The sequence below is a fragment of the Vibrio brasiliensis LMG 20546 genome (assembly GCF_000189255.1).
Lineage (GTDB): Bacteria > Pseudomonadota > Gammaproteobacteria > Enterobacterales > Vibrionaceae > Vibrio > Vibrio brasiliensis.
Genome location: NZ_AEVS01000101.1, coordinates 1 through 21867, shown reverse-complemented (window position 1 = coordinate 21867; position 21867 = coordinate 1). Strand labels below are relative to the sequence as shown.

10 protein-coding genes are annotated in these 21867 nt (G+C 44.3%); 4 read left to right on the top strand and 6 right to left on the bottom strand.

Annotation, left to right across the window (positions count from 1 at the left end; genetic code table 11):
- The 4 genes from RH46_RS18640 to RH46_RS18625 form a co-directional block, all read right to left on the bottom strand.
- The gene (locus RH46_RS18640) at positions 1 to 11010 is read right to left on the bottom strand and encodes a DUF11 domain-containing protein (RefSeq protein ID WP_050789254.1); all 11010 of its coding nucleotides are present in this window, start codon (positions 11008 to 11010) and stop codon (positions 1 to 3) included.
- A 262-nt stretch (positions 11011 to 11272) separates the two neighbouring features.
- Positions 11273 to 11740 carry a DM13 domain-containing protein gene (locus RH46_RS18635; RefSeq protein ID WP_040896235.1) on the bottom strand — a complete coding sequence of 156 codons (468 nt, stop codon included), beginning with the start codon at positions 11738 to 11740 and terminating at the stop codon, positions 11273 to 11275.
- Between the two features lie 77 nt (positions 11741 to 11817).
- Positions 11818 to 13047 (bottom strand): peptidase T, encoded by a 1230-nt coding sequence (gene pepT, locus RH46_RS18630; RefSeq protein ID WP_006881074.1) that lies wholly within the window; start codon positions 13045 to 13047, stop codon positions 11818 to 11820.
- 159 nt (positions 13048 to 13206) lie between these two features.
- Positions 13207 to 14415, bottom strand: a complete 1209-nt coding sequence (locus tag RH46_RS18625; protein ID WP_006881073.1) for a NupC/NupG family nucleoside CNT transporter — start codon at positions 14413 to 14415, stop codon at positions 13207 to 13209.
- A gap of 536 nt (positions 14416 to 14951) precedes the next feature.
- On the opposite strand from RH46_RS18625, the gene RH46_RS18620 reads away from it, so the two are divergent.
- Together RH46_RS18620 and RH46_RS18615 are read left to right on the top strand one after the other, a co-directional pair.
- A complete protein-coding gene (locus RH46_RS18620; RefSeq protein ID WP_006881072.1) occupies positions 14952 to 15398 on the top strand; it encodes a hypothetical protein in 447 nt (148 codons plus the stop codon).
- A 121-nt stretch (positions 15399 to 15519) separates the two neighbouring features.
- Complete coding sequence (locus tag RH46_RS18615) at positions 15520 to 16440, top strand: hypothetical protein (protein WP_050789252.1); 921 nt, start codon at positions 15520 to 15522, stop codon at positions 16438 to 16440.
- Positions 16441 to 16483: 43 nt separating this feature from the next.
- Here the strand turns inward: RH46_RS18615 and RH46_RS18610 are convergent, their stop codons facing one another.
- The gene (locus RH46_RS18610) at positions 16484 to 17737 is read right to left on the bottom strand and encodes an SGNH/GDSL hydrolase family protein (RefSeq protein WP_040896232.1); all 1254 of its coding nucleotides are present in this window, start codon (positions 17735 to 17737) and stop codon (positions 16484 to 16486) included.
- Between the two features lie 424 nt (positions 17738 to 18161).
- Between RH46_RS18610 and RH46_RS18605 the strand changes: the two genes are divergently transcribed.
- Positions 18162 to 20192 carry a S8 family serine peptidase gene (locus tag RH46_RS18605; protein WP_006881069.1) on the top strand — a complete coding sequence of 677 codons (2031 nt, stop codon included), beginning with the start codon at positions 18162 to 18164 and terminating at the stop codon, positions 20190 to 20192.
- Between the two features lie 15 nt (positions 20193 to 20207).
- Positions 20208 to 20540 (top strand): S8 family serine peptidase, encoded by a 333-nt coding sequence (locus tag RH46_RS18600; protein WP_006881068.1) that lies wholly within the window; start codon positions 20208 to 20210, stop codon positions 20538 to 20540.
- A gap of 1127 nt (positions 20541 to 21667) precedes the next feature.
- Here RH46_RS18600 and RH46_RS22415 read toward each other — a convergent pair.
- Positions 21668 to 21867: hypothetical protein (locus RH46_RS22415; protein ID WP_006881065.1), on the bottom strand; the 200-nt coding region annotated here is incomplete at its 5' end.

The window sequence follows — 21867 nt, the reverse complement described above, 5'->3', positions numbered from 1 at the left end:
TTACTCTTTTTCCTCCACCGAGACACTGAAATTGAACTTGGTCAGTTTGTTCGGTGAGATTCGTTGTACTCTTGGGTTCTCACTGATAACTTTCATTCCTGTTGGCAATGAATCAGTGTCGACCTTAACTAAGAAGTTCTTACCTTTCTTGTCCAGTACCCATTGATCTGGCACGTGGTAGCGACCGTACTGGTCGGTTTCAATGATAATGCCTTCAACGGTGAGCAGTCTTACGCCCGGAATACCGTCTTCATAGATGCCTTTGTTTTCAATTATGATTTCCCACAAGTAGTGGTCACCATCCTTGTATAGATTACGTGTCACATCGAGATTTTCTGCAGACAGCTCTTGCTGCTTATCACCGACATGGCGCGAGGTAATATTGCCTTCACGGTCAAACACTAACCGGGTACCAGATTCGGTGATCACGCTGAAGCTGAAACCTTGTTTGGTTTTAGTTTCAAGCTGGAAGCTAACCTTATTGCTCGCTGGAAGCGTACGGTTCTTGGAGATGCCATACAGCTTGTCGATTTCATACCCATCAACCAGTGCTGAATCGTAGTCATAGCTAGGCTCTTTCGCTTGTGTAGCGTGTGAGTAGTTATGCTTATAGTCGCCAGCACTGTTCACCTTAACGCCATAGACATGACCGGTATGTTCACCGCGATTATGACGACGGTCTTTGAGGCGAGTCTCTTTACCATCACGAATCAGCACAGTGGTGTTCTTGATATAATCTCTGTCGCTTACATTGGCAGATAGTTGTATCTCAAATGCGGTTGCATCAGCCTGGAAGCCATCTTTGTTATGGTCTTCAAACACTTTGCCTATGATGGAAGCCGTATCGAACACCTTGTCTGGCAGTACCTCAACGGTTGCAGTCGCTGTGTTAGACTTCTCTTCCAGCGCCCCTGACACCTGCCCTTCCGGTGGCGCCATCGCTACCGCAGAGTTAACATACTTACCAAAAGTCGCGCCGACAGTAACACGCAGTAGGTAGCGGATACGTACTTGCTCGGTAATCGTCTTATCTGCCCCACCATAAGCAAGCATGTCGCCAACGTTAAAGGTTAGAGAGTTGGTGACTGCAGGATCATCAGTGCTGATTACGTCATCGTTGGTATCAAACTGACCGTCCGGACCACTATTGGTTATCTCGGTCGAACCCGGAACATAGGCAAAACCTGACGGGTAACGGTCAACCAGCTTAACGTTCTTAAATTCTGACTCGTTGTTGTTGACGATAGTCACTTCATACTCAACCACATCACCTACTTGAGCGTCTGTTTTCATTGCTTCTTTCGCAACAACCAGCTCGCCTTCGTTATCGGCAAATTTCTTGACGTGAATAGTCACATCATCAGAACCACTGATCCCCGTCGCAGGATCAGTGACGGTGAAGGTGTTTGTAATATCGTCATCAAGCCCTTTGTTCAGCTCACCAGTGATCTTAATTTCGTAACCGTTACCCATGTAAGGCAGCAGATCGAGTGAAAGAGCGCCGTCAGGTAACATCAGGTCTTTATCGGTAAACTCACCTTTTTTCTGACCACTTGGCCACTCTTCGATAGTGCCTTTCCAGGTTGTGAACAAGGCATTGCCGTTTGCACCCACTAGCTTAGTTATTTCATCAACCATTTGTGCGCCAGTGATGGTCGCTGAACCTTCATTGCTAACGCGCAGAATGTAAGTCAGCTCAGAGTCATCATTGGTGTACTCTGCGTTATCACCTTTATCCGTAGTTTTGTCGATAGCAAAACTAACGGCCTGTGGCGTGATCATCGCACTGACGGTTTCAACTGATGCATTACGCGTAGTCGGAGTGGCTGACTGCGCTTCGTCAATCTTATGGGTCGTGTTGACAATCTCGCCCATTGCACGCGAGTCTGTCGTACCGGTAATTGCAATCTCAACCGTGTCACCAGGGGCAATATCACCGGCAATGTTTATATCATCATTAGCTGACAAGGTGCCGACGTTAATATTGGTGCGCGGGTCATTACTCGTTGCGCTAATCGTCCAATCGGTGAAGGCATTGACGACTTCACGATTACCACTTGCTATGTCAGGTCTTGTTGGAACCTTCATGCCTGAGATTGCGTTTCGCAGGATAATATCGTTGGCGAACCCTTTACTGTCATTAAACAGATTAATACGGAAGGTCGCTTGCTGACCTGCGGTGTAGATCGGATTGTCAGCTGATTCGGTAATGACGACGTTGTCAGGCTCTGGAAGCAGACTTGCCACTGCGCTAAAGCGCTGAGGACGTCCACTGTTGTTGATCACCATGGTCGCTTTATTGTCGATCTGACCGTTAGCAAATTCATTGACCTTGCCTGTGATCACAAGCTCTAAGGTGTCGTTAGGCGCCAGATCAACAGTAGCGTCAACTTCTTTGTTGCTGCCAGTTGGGTCCGGAGAGATCTGAGTCAGATCGTTACCCTTGTTGACTTCAATATTCCAGCTAGAGAAAGCGGCTTCTTTTGCACCGTTGACCGTATCCACCGTCATCGAAGCCAGTAAATCCTTAAGTTGGATACCAGCAACAAACGCTTCGTTCTGGTTGGCAACAATAACGCGGAACACTGACTCTTTACCCGGCTCATAAGTCATCTCTGTCTCCGTGCCAGTTTCGCCAACATACTTTTCGAGGGTCAATGAAACCGGACGATGCTTGATGATCGCCTGAGCATCTAAGGTTGGTTGACCAGCAAAGTCCACACTCGCCTGGTTAACAATATCCGTCGTCGCATAACGATTAACAGTGCCGTCAATGGTAAAGGTCACCGTGCTGTTTGGCGCAATATCAGCCAAGGTATCAATATCAGGGTTGTTACCACTTGGCGTAGATGACAAGGAAGAACTGATATCACTCAACTCTGTCTTAATTGTCCAACTTTCAAATGCGGTCCCGTTAGTACCATCAACCAGGGTAACAAGTACATCACTCATGACGTCTTTGATTTCAACATCATTGGCAAAGCCTTCACCACCATTGCTAACCGTCACTACGAACTGCGCGCTCTGCCCTGCCTGATAAAACTCGCGGTCGGCGGTTTTAGTTAACGTAATATCCGCAGGCTTAGGCTTAATGGTCGCGCTTGGCTCGAACTCTTTGCCATCGTAAGTCACTTTCGCTGTGTTAACGATCTCGCCAATTGCTTTAGCATCAACCTCACCCTGAATGGTGAAGGTAATGGTATCGTTCGGAGCCAAATCGATGTTGGTATTAATATCGCTATTCCAGCCATAGGTCGATCTGTCGACTGAAGTCATTGGATCGTTCGCCGAATAGTCAACCGTCCAACGACTGAATGCCTGTCGGTCAACGCCATCTGCAGTCGAAACCATCACAGCTGAGATGAGGTCTTCTAACACAATATCGTTAGCAAATGCCGCGTCCTTGTTGACGATTTTGATTTCAAAACCATTAACCGCTCCCGGAGTGTAGAGTGGATCGAATGGTTCTTTGGTCACTTCAATAGACGGAATAAGCGGTGTGCTAACTGCATCATCTTCTAGTGTTTTACCATCGTACCCGACAGTCACCAGGTTACGGACTTCCCCAATAATTTCAGGCTTAAGCTGACCTTTAATGGCAATAGTGACAATGTCTTGCGGCGCAATATCGACACTGTTATCAATGTAGTTACCCGATAGCGCTGGTAAGTTTGTCGTTCCGTTGGCTGATACCCCACTGATTTCAATTGTTGCAGGGTCAAATACTGAAATCGTGCTGCCATAGATGGTTTCAGCACTAATGCGGTCAACGAAATCTTCAACCTTCACGTCGGTCGCCCAAACGCGTTGCGTATTGGTCAAGACAATCGTGTAAGTCAGCGTGTCTTGAGCCTGATAAACGCTCTTGTCGACGTTCTTAGAAACCGTCACTTCCGCATCAAGAGGCAAGTATGTTGCATCATCACTTGCAGGCTCAACATTGTCTGCTGTGACGTTTACACGGTTAGTAATCGCTCCTATCACGTTACTGTTAACCGTCCCCTCCAGATGAAGTTGGATCTGTGATCCTGGCGCTAAGTTAAACTCACCACTAAAGCCATCAGGCGCGTCAAATTCAGTTTGCGAAATTACCACCGTCTTGCTTGCTGAAGGATCAACAATCGTCATTGAGCTTGATGCTTTGTCCCACGAATCGAATACTGGTCCCGCGAGTAAGCTATCTACCACATCAGCGCGGATATTCGACGCGATATCTTCAACTTTGACATTTTGCAGGTAACCCGCCCCAGTGTTTTCAATCACAATGTCAAAGCCGATTGAGTCACCCGGTGCATAAAGAGCCGGAGACAATGACGTTTCTTTGGTTACTTTCAGCGCGCCCAACTCTGGGTAGATGTAGTGTTGTTGTAGGTCGTACTGTTTATTGTTGACATACAAGGTGTTACCGAACTTGCCAACCGCGTCATCTCTGACTTTACCAACCACTTCAATTTTCAGCACAGTCGGCTCTGTTCCTGCTGCACCTAACTTCACTATCGCATCAATGTCACCTGTGGTTTGAATCGCACTGGCATCATTGTGCGCCGCAGTTACGTTGGATACAAAGGTTGCTGTCGTCGACCAGGATTGCAATGCTGTTTGCATCGAGCCGTCAGCCGTCTCGACCATGAACTTAGAAATTTCATCTTCAACACGTACGTCAGCATTCGAGTCAGCTCGGTTGGCGATATACATGGTATAACGTACTTCGCTACCCGGTGTGTAGCTCGGGGTGTCTGTTGACTTAGCGGCTACAATATCCGCTTCACCCTGCCCTAGTACAATTGAGTTCGAATCCTGACCATCAACTTTAGCAATATTGGTAATGGTACCGGTTGCATCCGCATCCACTGTCCCTAGCAAACCAAATACCACTTTGTCACCCGGCATTAAGTCGAATGTCGCATCAAGCGGTTTGTTACCCGCGTAATTACCAGAGATAGAGAATCGGTCACTACTTGGCTGTTCAAGAATCGTGGTCGATAAGCCGCTGAATGCCTTAGCACCTGTTGAGGTGTTGATAGCATTCAGTTTGTCGATAATAGCAACGTCATTAGCGATACCTTCACCACGGTTCTCGACCGTAATCGTGTAGCTCACCTGACCACCTGGGTTATATTCACAGCCGGTACCACTATCCGATGGGAAGCTACAACTACCACCATCCGCTGTCGTATTGGTGACCAGTTTCTCGAATACGAGATCTGGCGCAACAGGAGGGATCTCCGGAGTCGTGACTTCATTATTGCCACCCGTTGCCTGGTTAGCATCGATAACACCGAGTGCGTCAGATCGAATAGTGCCTTTAATTACGAACTTGATCTCTTCACCGGGCGCAATATCGGCAACAATATCCAAGTCACCGTTGGCGTCATAAGACGGTAAATAGGTGTCGACATCGCTGTCTATACCATTAGTGATGGTGTGAGTAATTTCTGTATCGTTCAGCGCCTGAGTAACGCTGCCACCTAACACTTCTACCGTAATGTTCGACAGCATATCGCGTAACACTGCGTTATCGCGCCAGACAGGTTTAGTATTGGTTACCGTGAAGTGATAGATGACTTCTTCGCCAGGCTTGTAAGTATCACCGTTCGAGTATGGTCTGCCACCAATTGAGATGATCTCTTTGCTCACATCCAGACTTGAGGTTTCCGGTTTGATTTGCGATTTACCAAAACCAGACCCGTTATATTTAGGCTGAATGGTGACCGCAGTCATCGCATCATCACGGATTTGTGACTCAACTTTGATGTCAATCCAACCACCCGGAGCAATCGACAGTTTAGCAATATCGATATCCACATCGGTACCACCGCTAAACGACCCGATATCGGTCACCTCTTCAGTTGATGTTTCAACCGTAACTATCCAACTCGCAGGTTGATATACCACACCTTGTTGATTGTCTGGTTGGCCTGCTGCGATCTGCGCCAGCTTCGATTTAAGCTTACTGAAGGTTTCAGTCAGACTAGCATCGTACTCTGTACCTTTACCTTTGTTGTCGAGACGCAAATGGTAGACAACCTTCTGACCATCTGGTGTGTGGTTATAGGTCGTTTTGTGCGTCGCATAACTCGCATCTGTATATGCCTTGTGTAGCTTTTGAACATCTGAAGCCAGCATATCTACCCTTTCAGAAGGAAGGTTATGCTTGTTGTTTACCTTAGCGGTGTTCTGGATCGAGCCAACCGCTTTTTCAGAGATCTTAGCTTTGATGGTGTATTTAACAAACGTGCCATCCGGATCAAATGTACTGCCTGCCAAATCAAATTCAGTATCGATGTTGGCATTATCAGTCACACTTCCCGCATTCGAGAGTGTCGATTTGTCGACATCGGTTTTGATTGTCCACTGAGTAAAGGCACGACCTGTGGTTCCATCAAAGTACTCTGTCGTAATGCCTGCAATATCATCAAAAACAGGCACATCCTTTAGGTGGACATTGTTCTTGTTCTTAAGCAAGATTTGGTACTCAATGTAGCCACCTGGAGTGTAACCTCCGGTCAGTTCCGTAGTGCCATCAACATCGTATATCTTGGTGACATGCTTCTCGAAGTCGTATTTCTCAGTGTCCGCTTTAGACTCTGCACTCACCGTATCGCCGTCGACCTTAAGTAAGTTAACAATGTTGCCAACCGCATTCGGGTTAACTTGTGCACGCACGACATATTCAATGGTCTCGCCCGGTGGGATTGACGCATGAGTACTTATGTCTTTGTTATCAGCAATAGTCTTGTCGAGATCGACTTCAGCGTTCGGATTACCGCCCAGTACTTTAGGTTCAATAGTCCAGCCACTTGGGAAAGCTAAGCCATCGCTACCATCAATCAAGCCAACTTTGATCGTCGAGAGAGTATCAACAACAGGGATATCATAAGCGCCCCCCTTACCATCATTCTTGATTGTTAAGTGGTAGGTAAGCTCTGAACCAGGTTGATAGTTTTTCTGCTCGACGGTTTTGGTAAAGGCCAGATGATAGTCGTAAGGTTCAACCGTGATACCACCAATAGTGATGTCACCAACCGCATCGTCACGTACCACACCTTCTACGGTGTAAAGCACATAGTCTCCACCCGCTACATCGATCGTAGTGGTGATATTTTCGTTGTCCTTGACGACACCATCTAAAGTACCGTCAGTAGTGCCATCACCACCGTCGCTATCTTCTTTTTCTACGGCAACAGAGAAGGTGTCATTAAACGGGTTAGCATTAGTTCCATCGAGTAGAAGAACGCTGACACCTTTAATGTTTTCAGACACTCTATGGTTGTTAAAGTAACCGTTATTTGAACTAACTTTGACTTTGTAAGTTAACGTGTCACCCGGAGCATAGAAGGCACTTTTCTTACCGTTTACCAGTAGTTCACGCGTCGTCGTACCGCCACTGTCTACACGCTCCATTTCATGGTGAGAAACATGTGACTCTTCCGTTACCTGTTTGTAGTCGCGGAAAATATAGGCATCGTTGGCAATGATAGGCTCTAATATCCCTGCACCATTGCGTGAACCAATAACATTATCCTTTACACGAGCTTTGATCTTAACGGTTCGCGTTTCTCCAGCACCAAGAGTAAATGATTCGTTAACACCGCCAGGTGGGTAGACCAAATCTTCATTGGTCTGTGCCTGCCACCCTGCACCATCGTCATAGTCAAACTGCCAGTATTCAAACGGAGACTGGTCCTCGTAATCCTCAAACTGATTGTTCTTCTGGTTAGCAAGCACCGATTTGATCTCTTTTAGCGGGTCAATCAGCTTTAAGTTGTCCGCATTGTGTTCACTGTTGTTCTGAAGATAGATAAAATAGGTGACATCTTCGCCAGGAGTGAAGCGGGTAACATCTGCCGTTTTAAGGATAGAAACGTTTAGCTTCGCGTCACCGCTATCGCCGATTTCAGCCGTTGCTGATTGGTCAAGATTGTTAACAGGATCGTGAATCTCTACGGTGTTAGAAATCTCGTCTTTTTTGTAGTCATTTTTAACCAGACCACGAATTCTATAGGTGACAAAGCCCATCCCCTGAACGGTCTGAGGATCAATGTCAATACGTGTGTCTATGTTGCCATTATCAGGGAAGTTTGACTTAACATCTGGATAGCTACCCGTCTTGAATGGTGAATTGTTTTTGTCGGTGATCGGTTGAATGGTCCACTCTGAGAAGGCATTCATGCCCACAATGTCATCGCTTACTTTGACTTCATTCGCATAGCCTGCACCACGGTTGTAAACCGTCACATCAAATTCTACCCATTGACCAGGGACAAACTCATTCTCTTTGGTTGTCTTAACCACCACCACATTTGGCGCTTTCGGATAGACAACCGCTGCGTCTTGCATGCCAGACTGAGAATCAGAATCTGGGGTTTCAATCACGGCACTATTATCGATTCGTTTATAGATAATTTCGTCACCATTGCTGCGGTCAATCTGCGCAGTGATGGTGTAAACCACTTCAACATTTGGTGGGATCTGAGCAACCGTATCCAGATCTTTATTGTCTTCAAAGCTACCGACATTGGTGTAAGTGCTATTACCATTAAGCAGAGGGTTGTCTGAGATGATTTCCGCACTGATCGTCCAGGAAGAGAAAACTTTCTTGGTTACGTTATCGGGTTCAAGAATACCAGCCTCAATTGATGAGATAGCATCTTTGACTTTTACGTTAGTCGCGTAGCCATTGCCTTCTTTGTTAATCAAACGCAGACGGTACGTGATCTCGTTTTCCGTTTTCGAATAACTGGTGCGCTCAGAATGGAAGTTAGCATCATTGTTGGTTTTAACTTCTTTGATCAAATTGATACTGAAATCACGCGGATCTGAACCTCGGTCAGCATAGACAGAATCATCAACCGTTACGCTATTCTGGATATGACCGTTTGCCAACGGATTCGTCTTAGCTTCAATGGTATAGATGATGTAACCATGTGGTTCGATAGTCGCGTCTACATCCAGAATATCAGGGCTATTAATGCTACCGCTGATACCAGTGTCTGATGCGCTTGACGGCGAGCCACTCTGTTTGAAGGCTTGCGCTGTAATCGTCCAACTATCAAATGCTTTGATTGTTTTACCATAGATATCAATCGTCTCTAGCTTGTCGATCTCATCCTTTACATGGACTTGATCGGCAAAGCCATCACCATCGTTATCGACACGAATGGTATAAGTAAGTACATCGCCCGAAGAGTAGTAGCGTGAATCAACATCTTTGCTCGCACGTAGGTTATCTTCTGGCATCTGAACACCAGAGCCCTCTTCGGTGACGTTATCGCTACAAGCCGGGTTATCGTCGATAATCAAACCGACACTCGACTCATTCACTTCTGCAGTCAGTTTATAGGTGACAAACTTACCTGGCGCAATATCTGGTGACACTGTCACTGGAGAGGTAGTCCAAGAACCATAGCTGTACTGACCGTGATCGGTCCCCTTATCATCTTCAGCACTAACCGGTTCCAGCTTCCAGCGTTTAAATGCTTGCCCCTGGCCCGCGCCTGCCGCCATATCAGTTTGGACGCAGGTTAAGTCATCGACAACTTGCAAGTCGTTGGCAAAATATTTGGATGAAGAGTTAGAAACCTTAATCTCGTATTCAACCGTATTGCCCGGAATGTACTCAGACTCTTTGGTGGTTTTTACAATTTTGATTTCCGAGTCGTTTACGTTAAGCGTACGTTCTGCTCCAAAAATGTTGCTGATTTGAGCATCTTGTTCTAAACCGCCGCCTGAATTAAAAATTGCGGCATTAGCGCCTTTAACTTCACCAATTGCGACAGGCGAAATGTTGGCTTTGATCTGGTAGGTAATCGTTTCATTGGGGAAAATTGAAACCTGATCATCAAAATCCACATCTGTTTGCGAGCCCAAGTCTTTGTAGCTCGATTGAGAGTTAGCGCCGATATCAGTAACCTCAACACTCCAGTGAGCAAATGGATTACCCGAAAGGTCGCTACTGTTATGTTCTGACTTAAGGTTATTACCTAAGCCCAAGTCTGAAATCAGTTCATTGATGTTGTGCTTAACATGGTAACCATAAGCGATGCCCTGACCAGTGTTACTGACTTCAACAGTAAAGACACGTTCAGAACCGACTAGATATGGCGAAGTTTTGTTGATCGAGTGTTCAATGCTAACTATAGGTTCAACTGGAGGCGTAGTTCGTTGAGGAGTTTCAATATCACCATCTTTAGTATGAGCACTTGCTGAAGTTACGATATCACCGACTAGGTTGTCAGCCACCGTCGTTGAGATGGTATAGGTAAGTTTACCGCCTACCGCGATTTTGGCATCACTAACTTCAAGATCACCACTGGTAGCAAAGCTACCAAGATCACTATCACTACCCGTTTTTTTTCCGCTAATCGTGATCTTGCTAAATGGTGAGGACGTTGAGCCAGTAACGTTTTCTACTGCTAATGACTGAAACGCCTGACTGATATCAAGCCCCTGAACCTGGTAACTACCGGTATTGGTCACCGTCAGGGTGTAGGTTAGCGAAGCACCAACTTGATACTCACTTTTATCAACCGACAGGTCTAATTCATATTGATACGGAACTGGGGTAAAAATGCTTGGCGTAGTCGGTACAAAGACTTCTGAACTGCCATCGCCATCAACGTCCGCACGAACGGTTGTCTTACCTAGCTCAATCTGACCAATAGCATCATCACTCACTTTGGCCTGAATAAGATAATCATTACTACCAAATGGAAACAGTTTTGCGTCCGAAACCGTTAAGTTCGAATCATTAGCAGCAAAAGAGCCTGGATTTGATCCCCAGCTGTTTGAAGCTGTAATAGTTACTGAACTAAACGCTTTACCACTACCTGATTCGGTAGAAGTCAGTGTGTCCCAAACTAAATCTTCAATTTCTACATCTCGAAATGTCTTCGCAGTCGTGTTTTTAACCGTCACCTGATAGTCAATCAGCTGACCATTTTCATAATTCGCGCTAGTAGGAGAAACGATGACTTCTATGTCAGCCGCATAGGCTTGAATAGAGATCATGGTAAAGAGCACTACGATAAGCGAATTCAGTTTCGAAGAAATCTGGTTTAGCAAAACGGTTTTATCCCATTATCTAGTTACTGCCATCATGATGTTTTTATTTATTGATTAGCAGCTATTGAGCAAGCTAGGCATTATTAATTTGAGCACTAATCAATTGTCACTGCACTGTCAGAAAACATCCTTAAGGCGCAAAAAATACCAAATCCTCAGATTTGAGATAGGTGTGAGACCAATTAATCAGAAATGTCTTACAAGGCAATTATTTATAGCGCGCCGAAGTGATGAACTCGCCAAAAGTTTCACACCAAACAATCACCGTATTGTACTGACTCGCATCAAACCCTTCTGGGAGGCTGACCGTAAAACGATCAAAGCTTTTTACATCACCAACCTGAACCATTTGATCTTTGTGGGCAGCAAAATCCGCTTCCGTCTCGACGAAGGTTGGTGAAAAATACAATTTGTAATCTGGGCCTGGGGCTAACTCGCCGACAAACGCGACCTGATTATCACTAATGGATAAGGAGCCCTCACCCCAGTGTAAGAAGTCGCTATCTTTGCGGTCTTTCTGGAAACTACCTGTGTAGATAGCTTGTGTCGTTATGCTCTGCACCTGCTGCATAGTAGGAGATGCTGGTTGGATCAATATGGGCAACGCATAGATCCCTAACGCGAAGCCCATAGCAAGACACATAAGATGTGTTAGTAGCAGCAATATCCTTTTCATCCTGATATCCAAATACATTTTCTCATAGCTATAAATGTATATGATTTTCAATGAAATATCAGGTTCTATCCAAAGAGTTATTGGTAGTTAAGTGCCGTTTTCTCTGCCAATGTCACAATAACTTTCACCGCCTGCTCCATTCCTTCAATTGAAATGAATTCATGGATGCCATGGAAGTTGTATCCGCCTGTGAAAATATTCGGACATGGCAGGCCCATAAACGATAGACGAGCGCCATCTGTTCCTCCGCGAATCGGTTTGATTTGTGGCTCTACATCGCAGGCAATCATCGCTTGTTTTGCTAATTCAATGATGTGTGGATATGGCTCCACCTGCTCTTTCATATTGAAGTAACTATCCGTTAATTTGAGCTCAACCCGACCCTGTTTAAGCTTGCTGTTTAACTCTGCCACTTTATCCGTCATAAACTGCTTACGAGTTTGTTGTCCTTCGCGGTCAAAGTCGCGAATAATGTAGCCTAGTTCACTACGAGCAACAGACATACTCGCCGATTTAAGGTGATAGAAACCTTGATAGCCTTCTGTACATTCTGGAGTTTCATCACTTGGCATCATCATCTGGAACTGTGCCGCGATGTTCATTGAGTTGACCATCTTGCCTTTCGCGGTGCCTGGATGAACGTTGACCCCATGGCAAATCACATCGGCACTGGTCGCATTGAAATTTTCATACTCGAGTTCGCCGACAGGTCCGCCATCAATGGTATAAGCCCATTGAGCTCCAAACTTTTCGACATTGAAGAGGTTGGCACCACGACCAATTTCTTCATCCGGCGTAAAACCAATACAGATCTCACCATGAGGGATCTCTGGGTGAGCAATTAATTCAGCCATGGCAGAGATGATTTCCGCTATGCCCGCTTTATTGTCAGCACCAAGTAGCGTTGTTCCGTCAGTAGTAATCAAGTTGTGGCCATGCAGTTTATGTAAGTCCGGGTACTGAATCGGAGACAATACTTGATCACCTTTACCTAACGCGATATCGCCACCTTGATAATCTTCTACAATTTGCGGTGTTACGTTCTCACCAGAGGCATCTGGAGCTGTGTCCATATGAGCGATAAAGCCAATCGCCGGAACCTCATATTCAACATTACTTGGTAGTCGTGCCATTAAATAACCATTGGAATCGAGTGACACATCACTGAGCCCTAATTCGACTAACTCCTGTTTGAGAAACTGAGCAAATGTCATTTGCCCTTCGCTACTCGGACACGACGAGTTAGCAGGGTTAGATTGAGTATTAAAAGCCACATAGCGCAGAAAACGTTGAACTAATTCATTCATAAAGCAGTCTCTTATAATTTTGTACTCATAACGAGCTCTCATCCTACGCCTAAATACTCGTAGGGCTTTGCTATAAATCATTTTTTTAGCAATAACCGAAGGCAACAAAAAAGCCCGAATAGTTTCCTATTCGGGCCATGAATCAGATTTGGTGACAATTTATAGCAGGATAAAGATACCCGCCAGACAGGCACTCATCAGGTTAGCTAATGTACCAGCAAGTACTGCTTTAATACCTAAGTTTGCAACTTCTGCACGTCGTTCAGGAGCAATCACACCGATTGAGCCTAACTGAATCGCAATTGAACCGATGTTTGCAAAACCACATAGGGCGAAAGTGATGATCACTTGGCTATGTTCAGATAGCAGTGCTTTATGCTCGACAAAATCAATAAAGGCAACAAACTCATTCATTACGATTTTCTGACCAATGTACGAACCAGCCATCAACACTTCATTTGAAGGTACGCCAATTACCCAAGCTAGTGGAGAGAATAGGTAGCCAAACAGAGCCTGTAGTGTAACGCCACTAAAACCAACGACTTCGCCAAGACTCTCAAGCCCAGTGTTGACCATCGCAATCACACTAACGAAGGCAATTAACATAGTACCGACAGCAACAGCTACCTTCATACCATTCATCGCGCCACTTGCTAGTGCATCAATAACGTTACTCTCTTGCGCTTGATCCATCTCGATGTTTGATTGATCAATTGGAGTGTCACGCTCTGGGACAATGATTTTTGCCATCATTAAACTACCTGGAGCCGCCATAAAACTTGCCGCAATCAGATACTTAAGCTCAACACCTAAGCCTGCATAGCCGCCAAGTACGCTACCAGCGACAGACGCCATACCGCCTGCCATTACAGCAAACAGTTCAGAACGAGTCATTCGAGAAAGGAAAGGACGAACTAAAAGAGGAGACTCGCCTTGAGAAAGGAAGATATTACCCGTAGCAACTAAGGATTCAGCTTTACTAGTACCGAGGAATTTCTGAATGCCGCCACCGATAAACTCGATAACTTTTTGCATAATGCCCAAATAGTAAAGTGCAGAAATCAGAGCGCTGAAGAAGATGATGATAGGAAGAACGCGAACAGCAAAAATGAACCCTGTGTTGGCCAGATCACCAAAAAGGAAAGCAATCCCTTGATCAGCGAAACCTAACAGGCTTGAGACACCGCTACTTAAGCTAGTTAACGCTGCCTGACCCCATGGAAAATAGAGCACAAGCGCTGCGAAAGCGACTTGAAGTAACAGAGCACGCGACACTGTTTTCCAGTTAATTGATTGGCGGCTTTCAGACAGTAATACTGCGCACAAAAGCAAGGCGATGACACCGATTAAGCCAAATAAAACATTCATTAAAAATTACCTCTACAAGCATTGAATTGGTAGCTGGTCCTGTCCGTGGGGTCATTCACCATTCCCTGTGACGGCTTGTATTGGTAGAGCTGTTATTCTCAACCGGGCGGAAAGTATAACGCCACAAATGAGAGTTTCATCACATATTTTTACGCAAACGTTCAAGCGTTCAATGTGTGAGCACACTTACCTATTTTGGTGGGTATTCGAGCGTTAATCGGGAAACTCCGCTATGTCAAAATATGCATCTTAACTCTTATAAAATTGGAATCCAGATCTCAATTATTGAGGGAGATGATGATAATTACGTAACCTAAACTGGCGTTATATCATTTCAAGTCTAATGTTAAGTGAGAATTCTTAACGTACTTTTAGTATGGCACAAGGTTCATTACAACGTCAGTCGCTTACCTAGCAAATACAACAAAAAATTACCCCGCTTTAGCGGGGATTTTTTTGTGCTTAATGGGATTTGGTAGCATTTTTTCCACCAAACGCTAGAATACCCGCCCAACTTCCTTGGTCAGAGAGCCCGTATGCAACGCGATTATACCTACCACTGTCTTTCTCAAACCTCTCGTGAAGAGCTAGAAGAGTTAAGCCTGAAAATGATTCATCGTCTGGTTCCAGAAGAATCGATGACGGAATTGTTCACCTTTGACCATGATGAAACTGAAGATCAGGACAAGCTTCAAGAAGCTCAGTTTGACGCGATGCTAAGAATGAACGCCATTGCCTTGAGCGAACTACCGGCACTGTTTGCTGAATCAGACAATAAACAGCAGAACATCATTCGAATGCAGCGCCTGCTACTGTGGCACTTCCACACTGTTTCCTTCCACCTAGAGCGTGCAATCCCATTAGAAACGCACTGTAACCATGTGGAAATCATCTTAAAGCAGAGCCCGCAAAATGCGCTGGAATGGGTCACTACCCTAACGGACCTGTTGCGTCAGTACGCTCAGTTAGCTCAGGCTAAATAATTCCACCGCCAACTGTTTTGCGGTTGGCGGTACACTTTTGCGCTTTGTCAGCAGTAAATCATTGACCGCAACTATACTTGAGCGCAATACTGAATTCTTTATCACTCTTTGTTGCCATTACTTGCGTTATCTAGTCTCAATAATACTCTTCACCAGCTTTTCCAGTTACGCTCAGCAGGAAGTAGACTACTCTTCTTGCCACAGCCAACCCGATAGCGCCAAGATCCTCGATTCTGCGTTTAGCTACGTCAATACAAAGCTTTGTCAGCCTGCGATATGGTTCGATAGCTTTTTCGTTGACGAGCGAGTCGATCAAGACGCGAAAGCAGGGAGTATCGTCAGGTGGACAAATGACTTCGCCTATATAGAAGGTGAAGGCTATCAATTCAAAACGCGTTTTAAAGCTCGTTTTCACCTCCCTAAAGTGACCAAGCGGCTTAAAGTCGTGTTTGAATCCGATGATGAATCCGATCTCTTTGACCTATTTCCCACCAGCGGAGAGGATGCCGAAAACACGTTAGGCTTAAGGTACGATTGGTTAAGTAAAGAACGCAGCAGTTTCAATATTAAACTGACGGCGAAGCCAGGCATAGAAGCCAGATATCGTTACACCTACCCTATTAATGACGACCTTGTGTTACGAGCAACACAAAAGATTTATCAGAAAAAACGCCTTACTGGTGAGTCTACCGAACTTGATCTCGACTACTCTTTATCACCAGACTTTCTGTTTCGCTGGAGTAATTTTGCTAGCTACGAAGACGATATAAAAGGTTGGGAGTTAGGGACCGGAGTAACCCTGTATCAACATATCTCAGATCATCAGGCGCTTAGCTATCAAGCGAGTACCACTGGCACAAATCGCCCTTTCCATTACATCACCAATACCCATGTTTCGCTCACCTACCGACAAAACATTCTTCGACCGTGGTTGTTCTATGAACTAACACCTGAATACAACTGGGGACGAGAGCAAGATACTCAGCGCGAAGGGGAAGCCAAGGCGACACTCAGGCTAGAGATCCTGTTCCACAATATCTAAATCTAAAAAAGCCGAGCTGCTGCTCGGCTTTAATCTGTTTAATTTAGAATGGATGATTTGCCAGTTGGTTACTGTCTTCGAGCATCTTCTGTGCTACGTATTTGTGTGTCGCGGTCGTTGGATGAGTCACGTCCCAGAAAACAAACTTATCCGAACCTTCATAAGCACATTGCGAGCGCAGTGTATGGTTATATAGATAGTCAACAGCTGAAGAGCGATTGATATCCAGGCACGCTTCACTCGCATTACTAAATCCATGAGCTTGCGGATCAGAAATCAGGCTGGCAAACAGTGCGTTTGTATCATGCAGCGTAATTGTGTAACCCTGAGCACTGTAGTATTCGACCTGAGAGTTAATAAACTTATTCATCTCAACGATCTTAGCGCGGATTTTCTCTATCTCTTCTGGTGTCGAGTAAGTGAATTGAGGTGCACGCGTCGCGTCCGGGAGTGTCATCAATAGAAAGTTTTTCGCCCCAGCATCAGTCAGACGAATCAGAGCTTCCGCATAATCCGATTTCACTTCAGCTACACTGCGGTCGTAATTCATAAAGTCATTCAGACCAAACTCTAAGGTAAACAACGTGTTTTCAGGCCGGTAGTTCTTAGCTAACTTAGCATAAGTTAAGTACGAGCTTACCTGATCACCTACGCCCGTTAGAGCTATGTACTGATTTTCACCCGCCGCGCCACCAACAGCCCAGTTATATAAAGGTAAATTCTTAGCCTGAGCAATATACTCCGTCCAGACAAAACCATTTGAGAAGTGACCTAAGAACCAGCTGTCCGGATTAGGGAAACGCCACTGTGATGCATTAAAGATATTACCGTTGTCCGACAAGCTATCGCCAAATGCGACAATTTTATTGATTTGCTGAGGCTGAACGACTGAATCGTTACTCCAGATGGTGTGATTGTATGAGAAACGGTTATCTGCTGCATAGAAAGTGATATCAGCATTTTCATTGGCTAAATCTAAAGTTTGCTCGCAGCGCTCTTTAATCACGTTATACGCCGTATCGGTATAGAACATGTTCTTAAAGGAGACTGAGCTCCACCAGTAACCATCCAAAGTAAAATAGCTACCATCTGAGTTTTCTGCCCACTCCCAATCAGTGGCAGGATCATTTTTTGAATAACTGGTGCGGTACCAGCAGCGTACGTAAGTATATGTTTGCTTGCTTTGCGCACTAACCACCTGAGCCGGAGAGATCATTTCAGGTGTTGTTAGCTCTTCTGACGCCGAAGCAAATGAGAGTGGCAATAAAGCACTCAGTAGTGTCATAGTTCTTTTCATAAGATTCTCGTTTTTGTAATTAATGAGAAACGCTCTCATCTAAGAACACAGTTTCTGACTAATTACTCTAACGAGTCAATTATCAGCATCTTCTATGTATCAGCTTTGTAACCAAGATCGACTTTCAATAGATTTAGTAAATATCTAAATACCGCCCATAAAATAGAATATTTACTCAACAAAAACGACTACCAATGCACAAAGCTGCTATTAAGTGATTGCTTTATAAGGATAAATTCAAATAACACATGTTAACCAATTTTGTTGAATTGCTGATCTTTTGTTCATTTTGATTCATTCAGGACATAAATTATTTGGCATTTAGAATCGAGTGATCATAGCTATATTGCTCGTTCAGATTTTTCTGGAATGAGAATAAATTTAAAAAAAGTGAATAGAATTGTCTCAAAAGGAATAAGACAAAATGCATCACACAACAAATACAATTAAAGGTTTGTTCTCGACTACTGCTGTTGCAGTAGCGCTAACACTACCAACGTCAACATACGCTTCTTTAACTGGATTCGACGAATCTAAACTACCTACTAAGTACATAGTTAAGTTCAAAGAAGATCCCTCTACTCTATCTGCCATGAGCCGAAGTTCCTTTGCCGGACCTCGAATCGTACAGGAGTCGGTGTTAGAACAGCTTGACGCCAACAAAGTAGAAAAACTAGGTGACCAATCGATATACAGTATCGAAATCGACACCGCTAAGGTTGCTCAGCTAAGCAATCGCAGTGACGTAGAATATGTAGAAGTCGACCCTCCTCGATATCTACTGAGTGAAACCGTTCCGTGGGGCTATACTGCCGTTAATGCCCAACTACTCGATGATTCAAACGCAGGCAACCGCACTGTTTGTATTATTGACTCGGGTTACGACCTATCTCATAACGATTTGAGTGGTAACCGAGTCTCTGGTACTAACGATAGCGGTACCGGGTCATGGAGTTCGCCAGGCAATAACAATGCACACGGTACCCACGTTGCAGGGACAATCGCCGCGATCGCCAACAATGAAGGCATCAAAGGCGTTATGCCTAATCAAAATGTTAACTTGCACATTGTGAAGGTATTCAACGAGTCAGGCTGGGGTTACTCGTCTAGTTTGGTTAAAGCCGTTCAAACCTGTGCCGACAACGGTGCCAATGTGGTTAACATGAGTCTGGGTGGTAGCCAGTCTAGCGTCACTGAGAAATCAGCATTTCAACGTATTTATGACCAAGGTGTCTTGCTTATCGCTGCGGCGGGTAACGATGGTAATACTGCCCATAGTTATCCAGCATCTTACGATTCGGTGATGTCGGTAGCGGCTACGGACAACAAGAATGACCATGCTGCATTCTCACAAGCGACCAATCAGGTCGAGATCTCTGGCCCTGGTGTGGCTATTCTGTCTACCGTTACAGTTGGCGAAGGTAAACTATCTGATATCAGCCTAGATGGTGTAAGCCAGTTTGATCGCGGTATTGTTCCACACAATCGCTTAGTACAACGCTCAGGCAATTATGAGTCGGAACCAGTAGCTGGTGCAGTGACTGCTGCGCTGGGTGTCTGTGATACCTCAAGCGGAGGTTTTAACTGTGGCGATATGACAGACAAGATTTGTCTTGTTGAGCGTATCGGTAATCAGAGCTCAGGCAGCTACCCTGAAATCGATGCTGTACAAGCTTGTTTTGATGCAGGAGCAAGTGCGTCCATTGTTTACAGTAATAGCGACTTACCTGGACTACAAAATCCATTCCTTGTCGATACAAACGATCGTGCCCGCATGCTTTCGGTAACCGTTGACCGCGAGTTTGGTCAACAACTTCTTACCTACGCTGGTCAGCAAGTTTCTGTATCGACCACTTTGGGTGAAGATTACGAGTACTATAACGGTACTTCGATGGCGACCCCTCATGTTACCGGTGTTGCTGGCCTAGTCTGGAGTTACTTCCCTAGCTGTACCGCAGCGCAAATTCGTAGTGCACTAACTAAAACCGCTACCGATATCGACATCGCTGGACGTGACAATCGAACAGGTTATGGTCTGGTCGACAGTGACGCAGCGGTAAAATACCTTGAGCAAAATGGTTGTGAAGGTTCAGGTAACGGCGGCGGTGCCTCTGATAGCTTTGTCAACGACACGGCGGTTGCTATTCCAGATAACAACTCGCGCGGCGTCATAAGTGAACTTTATGTAGATCGTGAAGGCGATGCAGGTATAGTGACCGTAGCGATCGATATCAGCCATACCTACATTGGTGATCTGAAAGTAACTCTAACTTCCCCAGATGGCGGTCAAGTTGTTCTGCATGACAACACAGGTGGCAGTTCAAATGATATCGTGAACAGCTACCAAGTTGACTTCACTGGTTTTGAGTCACTGGGTGACTGGCAGCTAAAAGCGGTTGATAGCGCTAGACGAGATGTAGGTACAATCAACCGATGGTCACTTACTTTTCCTTAAGGAGTAAGAGTCACTATGGTAAATAAACTCATTACATGTTCAGTACTGCTAATGATTGGGATATCTGGCTCTGTGTTAGCAGATAATAGTCAAGGCTTCCCTTTTCCTGGCAATAAAGAAGAGGCCATTGAGCAGGCGCCAACAAGATACTTCGTTAAATATCTTGATGGTCAAGCGGAGCAGGCTCGTGAGCTCGTCAATCAATATGGTCTCAACATCGTTGATGAGCTACCTAAGGACCAGGTATTAGTCGTTGAAGGTGAATCTAAGCAGGTTGAAAAACTCAAGCAAGATACATCAATCGAATATACCGAACCCGCGCCAATAAGAAAGCTATTGGCTCAGTAATAACAAAGGCGAACATTAGTTCGCCTTTGTTTTTCCAGTATCATATAGCTGGTACTGACTTTACGATGTTGTAAGTAGATGAAACTGCTTTTTTATAATGACTCTGTATATCAATGACATATAAACTATCAAATACCGGAGGTATGAGCTACCCCAAATGCTCCAAACAGTACTAATAAAGAACCAATTAATACCCGGCGAACTAGTTTCTGAACATATCTACCCTTTCGCGTTAGCTTATTTTGGTGGAAAAATATGATAAAGAAATCCTCTAAGTACCGCGAATTATTCTTATTCTCTTTTTTGAAGTAACAAATTATAAAAATCCCAACAGTAATCGTAAGACCAAACAGCCCTGTAGAGGTAATCATAACGAAGCCTAAAATATCATTTATCAATATCAAAACCTTTACTTAGCATTGTAAAAATACAGTTCACTCGACATCTCAGTCAAAAGTGCAAACATAAAACTAAAAATCTTAGTGATCCTTTAGTTAATAATACCAATTCGCCAATATAAAAGATGAAAACACGAACAATACAGAGTACTTATTATACCTATCATCAAAGGACGCAAAAAAACCAAGTGCGCATACCAAAGATATTAGTAAGCTTCCTATTTCATCAACGATATAATCATTGTGATAACCAATAAATACTGTTAAGTGAAAGGCAGCGTTGACCAGACAAAAAACCTAAATAACAACCACATTTTGTTTATAAATAAGAAATAAAAAAGACAACAGTGAAATAAAAAATGACCAGTTAATGATTAGTCGCAACCTTTCCCTAATAATAAGCCCTTGTTCATTCAAAAAATTTTTTTTACTAAACAGCATTGTGAAGTCTCTAGGGCCCACTTTACCTTTGTCAGTTCTAAAATTTTTCAAAATAAGTGGGGAATGGATCAATACAACTACACATATAAAAGACGCCAATGGAAAAACAAAACGAAAAATTTCTAAAACACTCAACTTGTTGTTACTCCTACCTTAAAAGACAAGACCTGACCTTATTCTTTATTTTAATCCCAAGCACTAACAGGATCACACAGCTCTAACGGAATAAAAAAACACCTCATTTCGAGAAACCCATTTAATGATTCTGATTCGCTATCTGAAATATTTTCATAAAAAAAGATTTAAATACTCTTCCTTATAATCAAATCCTTTATGATAATTATTTTTATAACTTTCCATATACGCATATAAAGCAGGCTTATTTCCATGGTCAATCACTTCCTCGAGACATGTTAAATCAGAAGTATCACCACTTGAAAACTTTCCACTAATGATAGCATCACAATATAAAATTTTATACTGTAGTT

What these genes read in the sequence shown, in the direction of transcription:
- RH46_RS18610 (WP_040896232.1), bottom strand. Translation starts at nt 17,737, where the DNA reads ATGAAAAGAACTATGACACTACTGAGTGCTTTATTGCCACTCTCATTT.
- RH46_RS18600 (WP_006881068.1), top strand. Translation starts at nt 20,208, where the DNA reads ATGGTAAATAAACTCATTACATGTTCAGTACTGCTAATGATTGGGATA.
- RH46_RS18605 (WP_006881069.1), top strand. Translation starts at nt 18,162, where the DNA reads ATGCATCACACAACAAATACAATTAAAGGTTTGTTCTCGACTACTGCT.
- RH46_RS18640 (WP_050789254.1), bottom strand. Translation starts at nt 11,010, where the DNA reads ATGATCTCTATTCAAGCCTATGCGGCTGACATAGAAGTCATCGTTTCT.
- RH46_RS18635 (WP_040896235.1), bottom strand. Translation starts at nt 11,740, where the DNA reads ATGAAAAGGATATTGCTGCTACTAACACATCTTATGTGTCTTGCTATG.
- RH46_RS18625 (WP_006881073.1), bottom strand. Translation starts at nt 14,415, where the DNA reads ATGAATGTTTTATTTGGCTTAATCGGTGTCATCGCCTTGCTTTTGTGC.
- RH46_RS18620 (WP_006881072.1), top strand. Translation starts at nt 14,952, where the DNA reads ATGCAACGCGATTATACCTACCACTGTCTTTCTCAAACCTCTCGTGAA.
- pepT (WP_006881074.1), bottom strand. Translation starts at nt 13,047, where the DNA reads ATGAATGAATTAGTTCAACGTTTTCTGCGCTATGTGGCTTTTAATACT.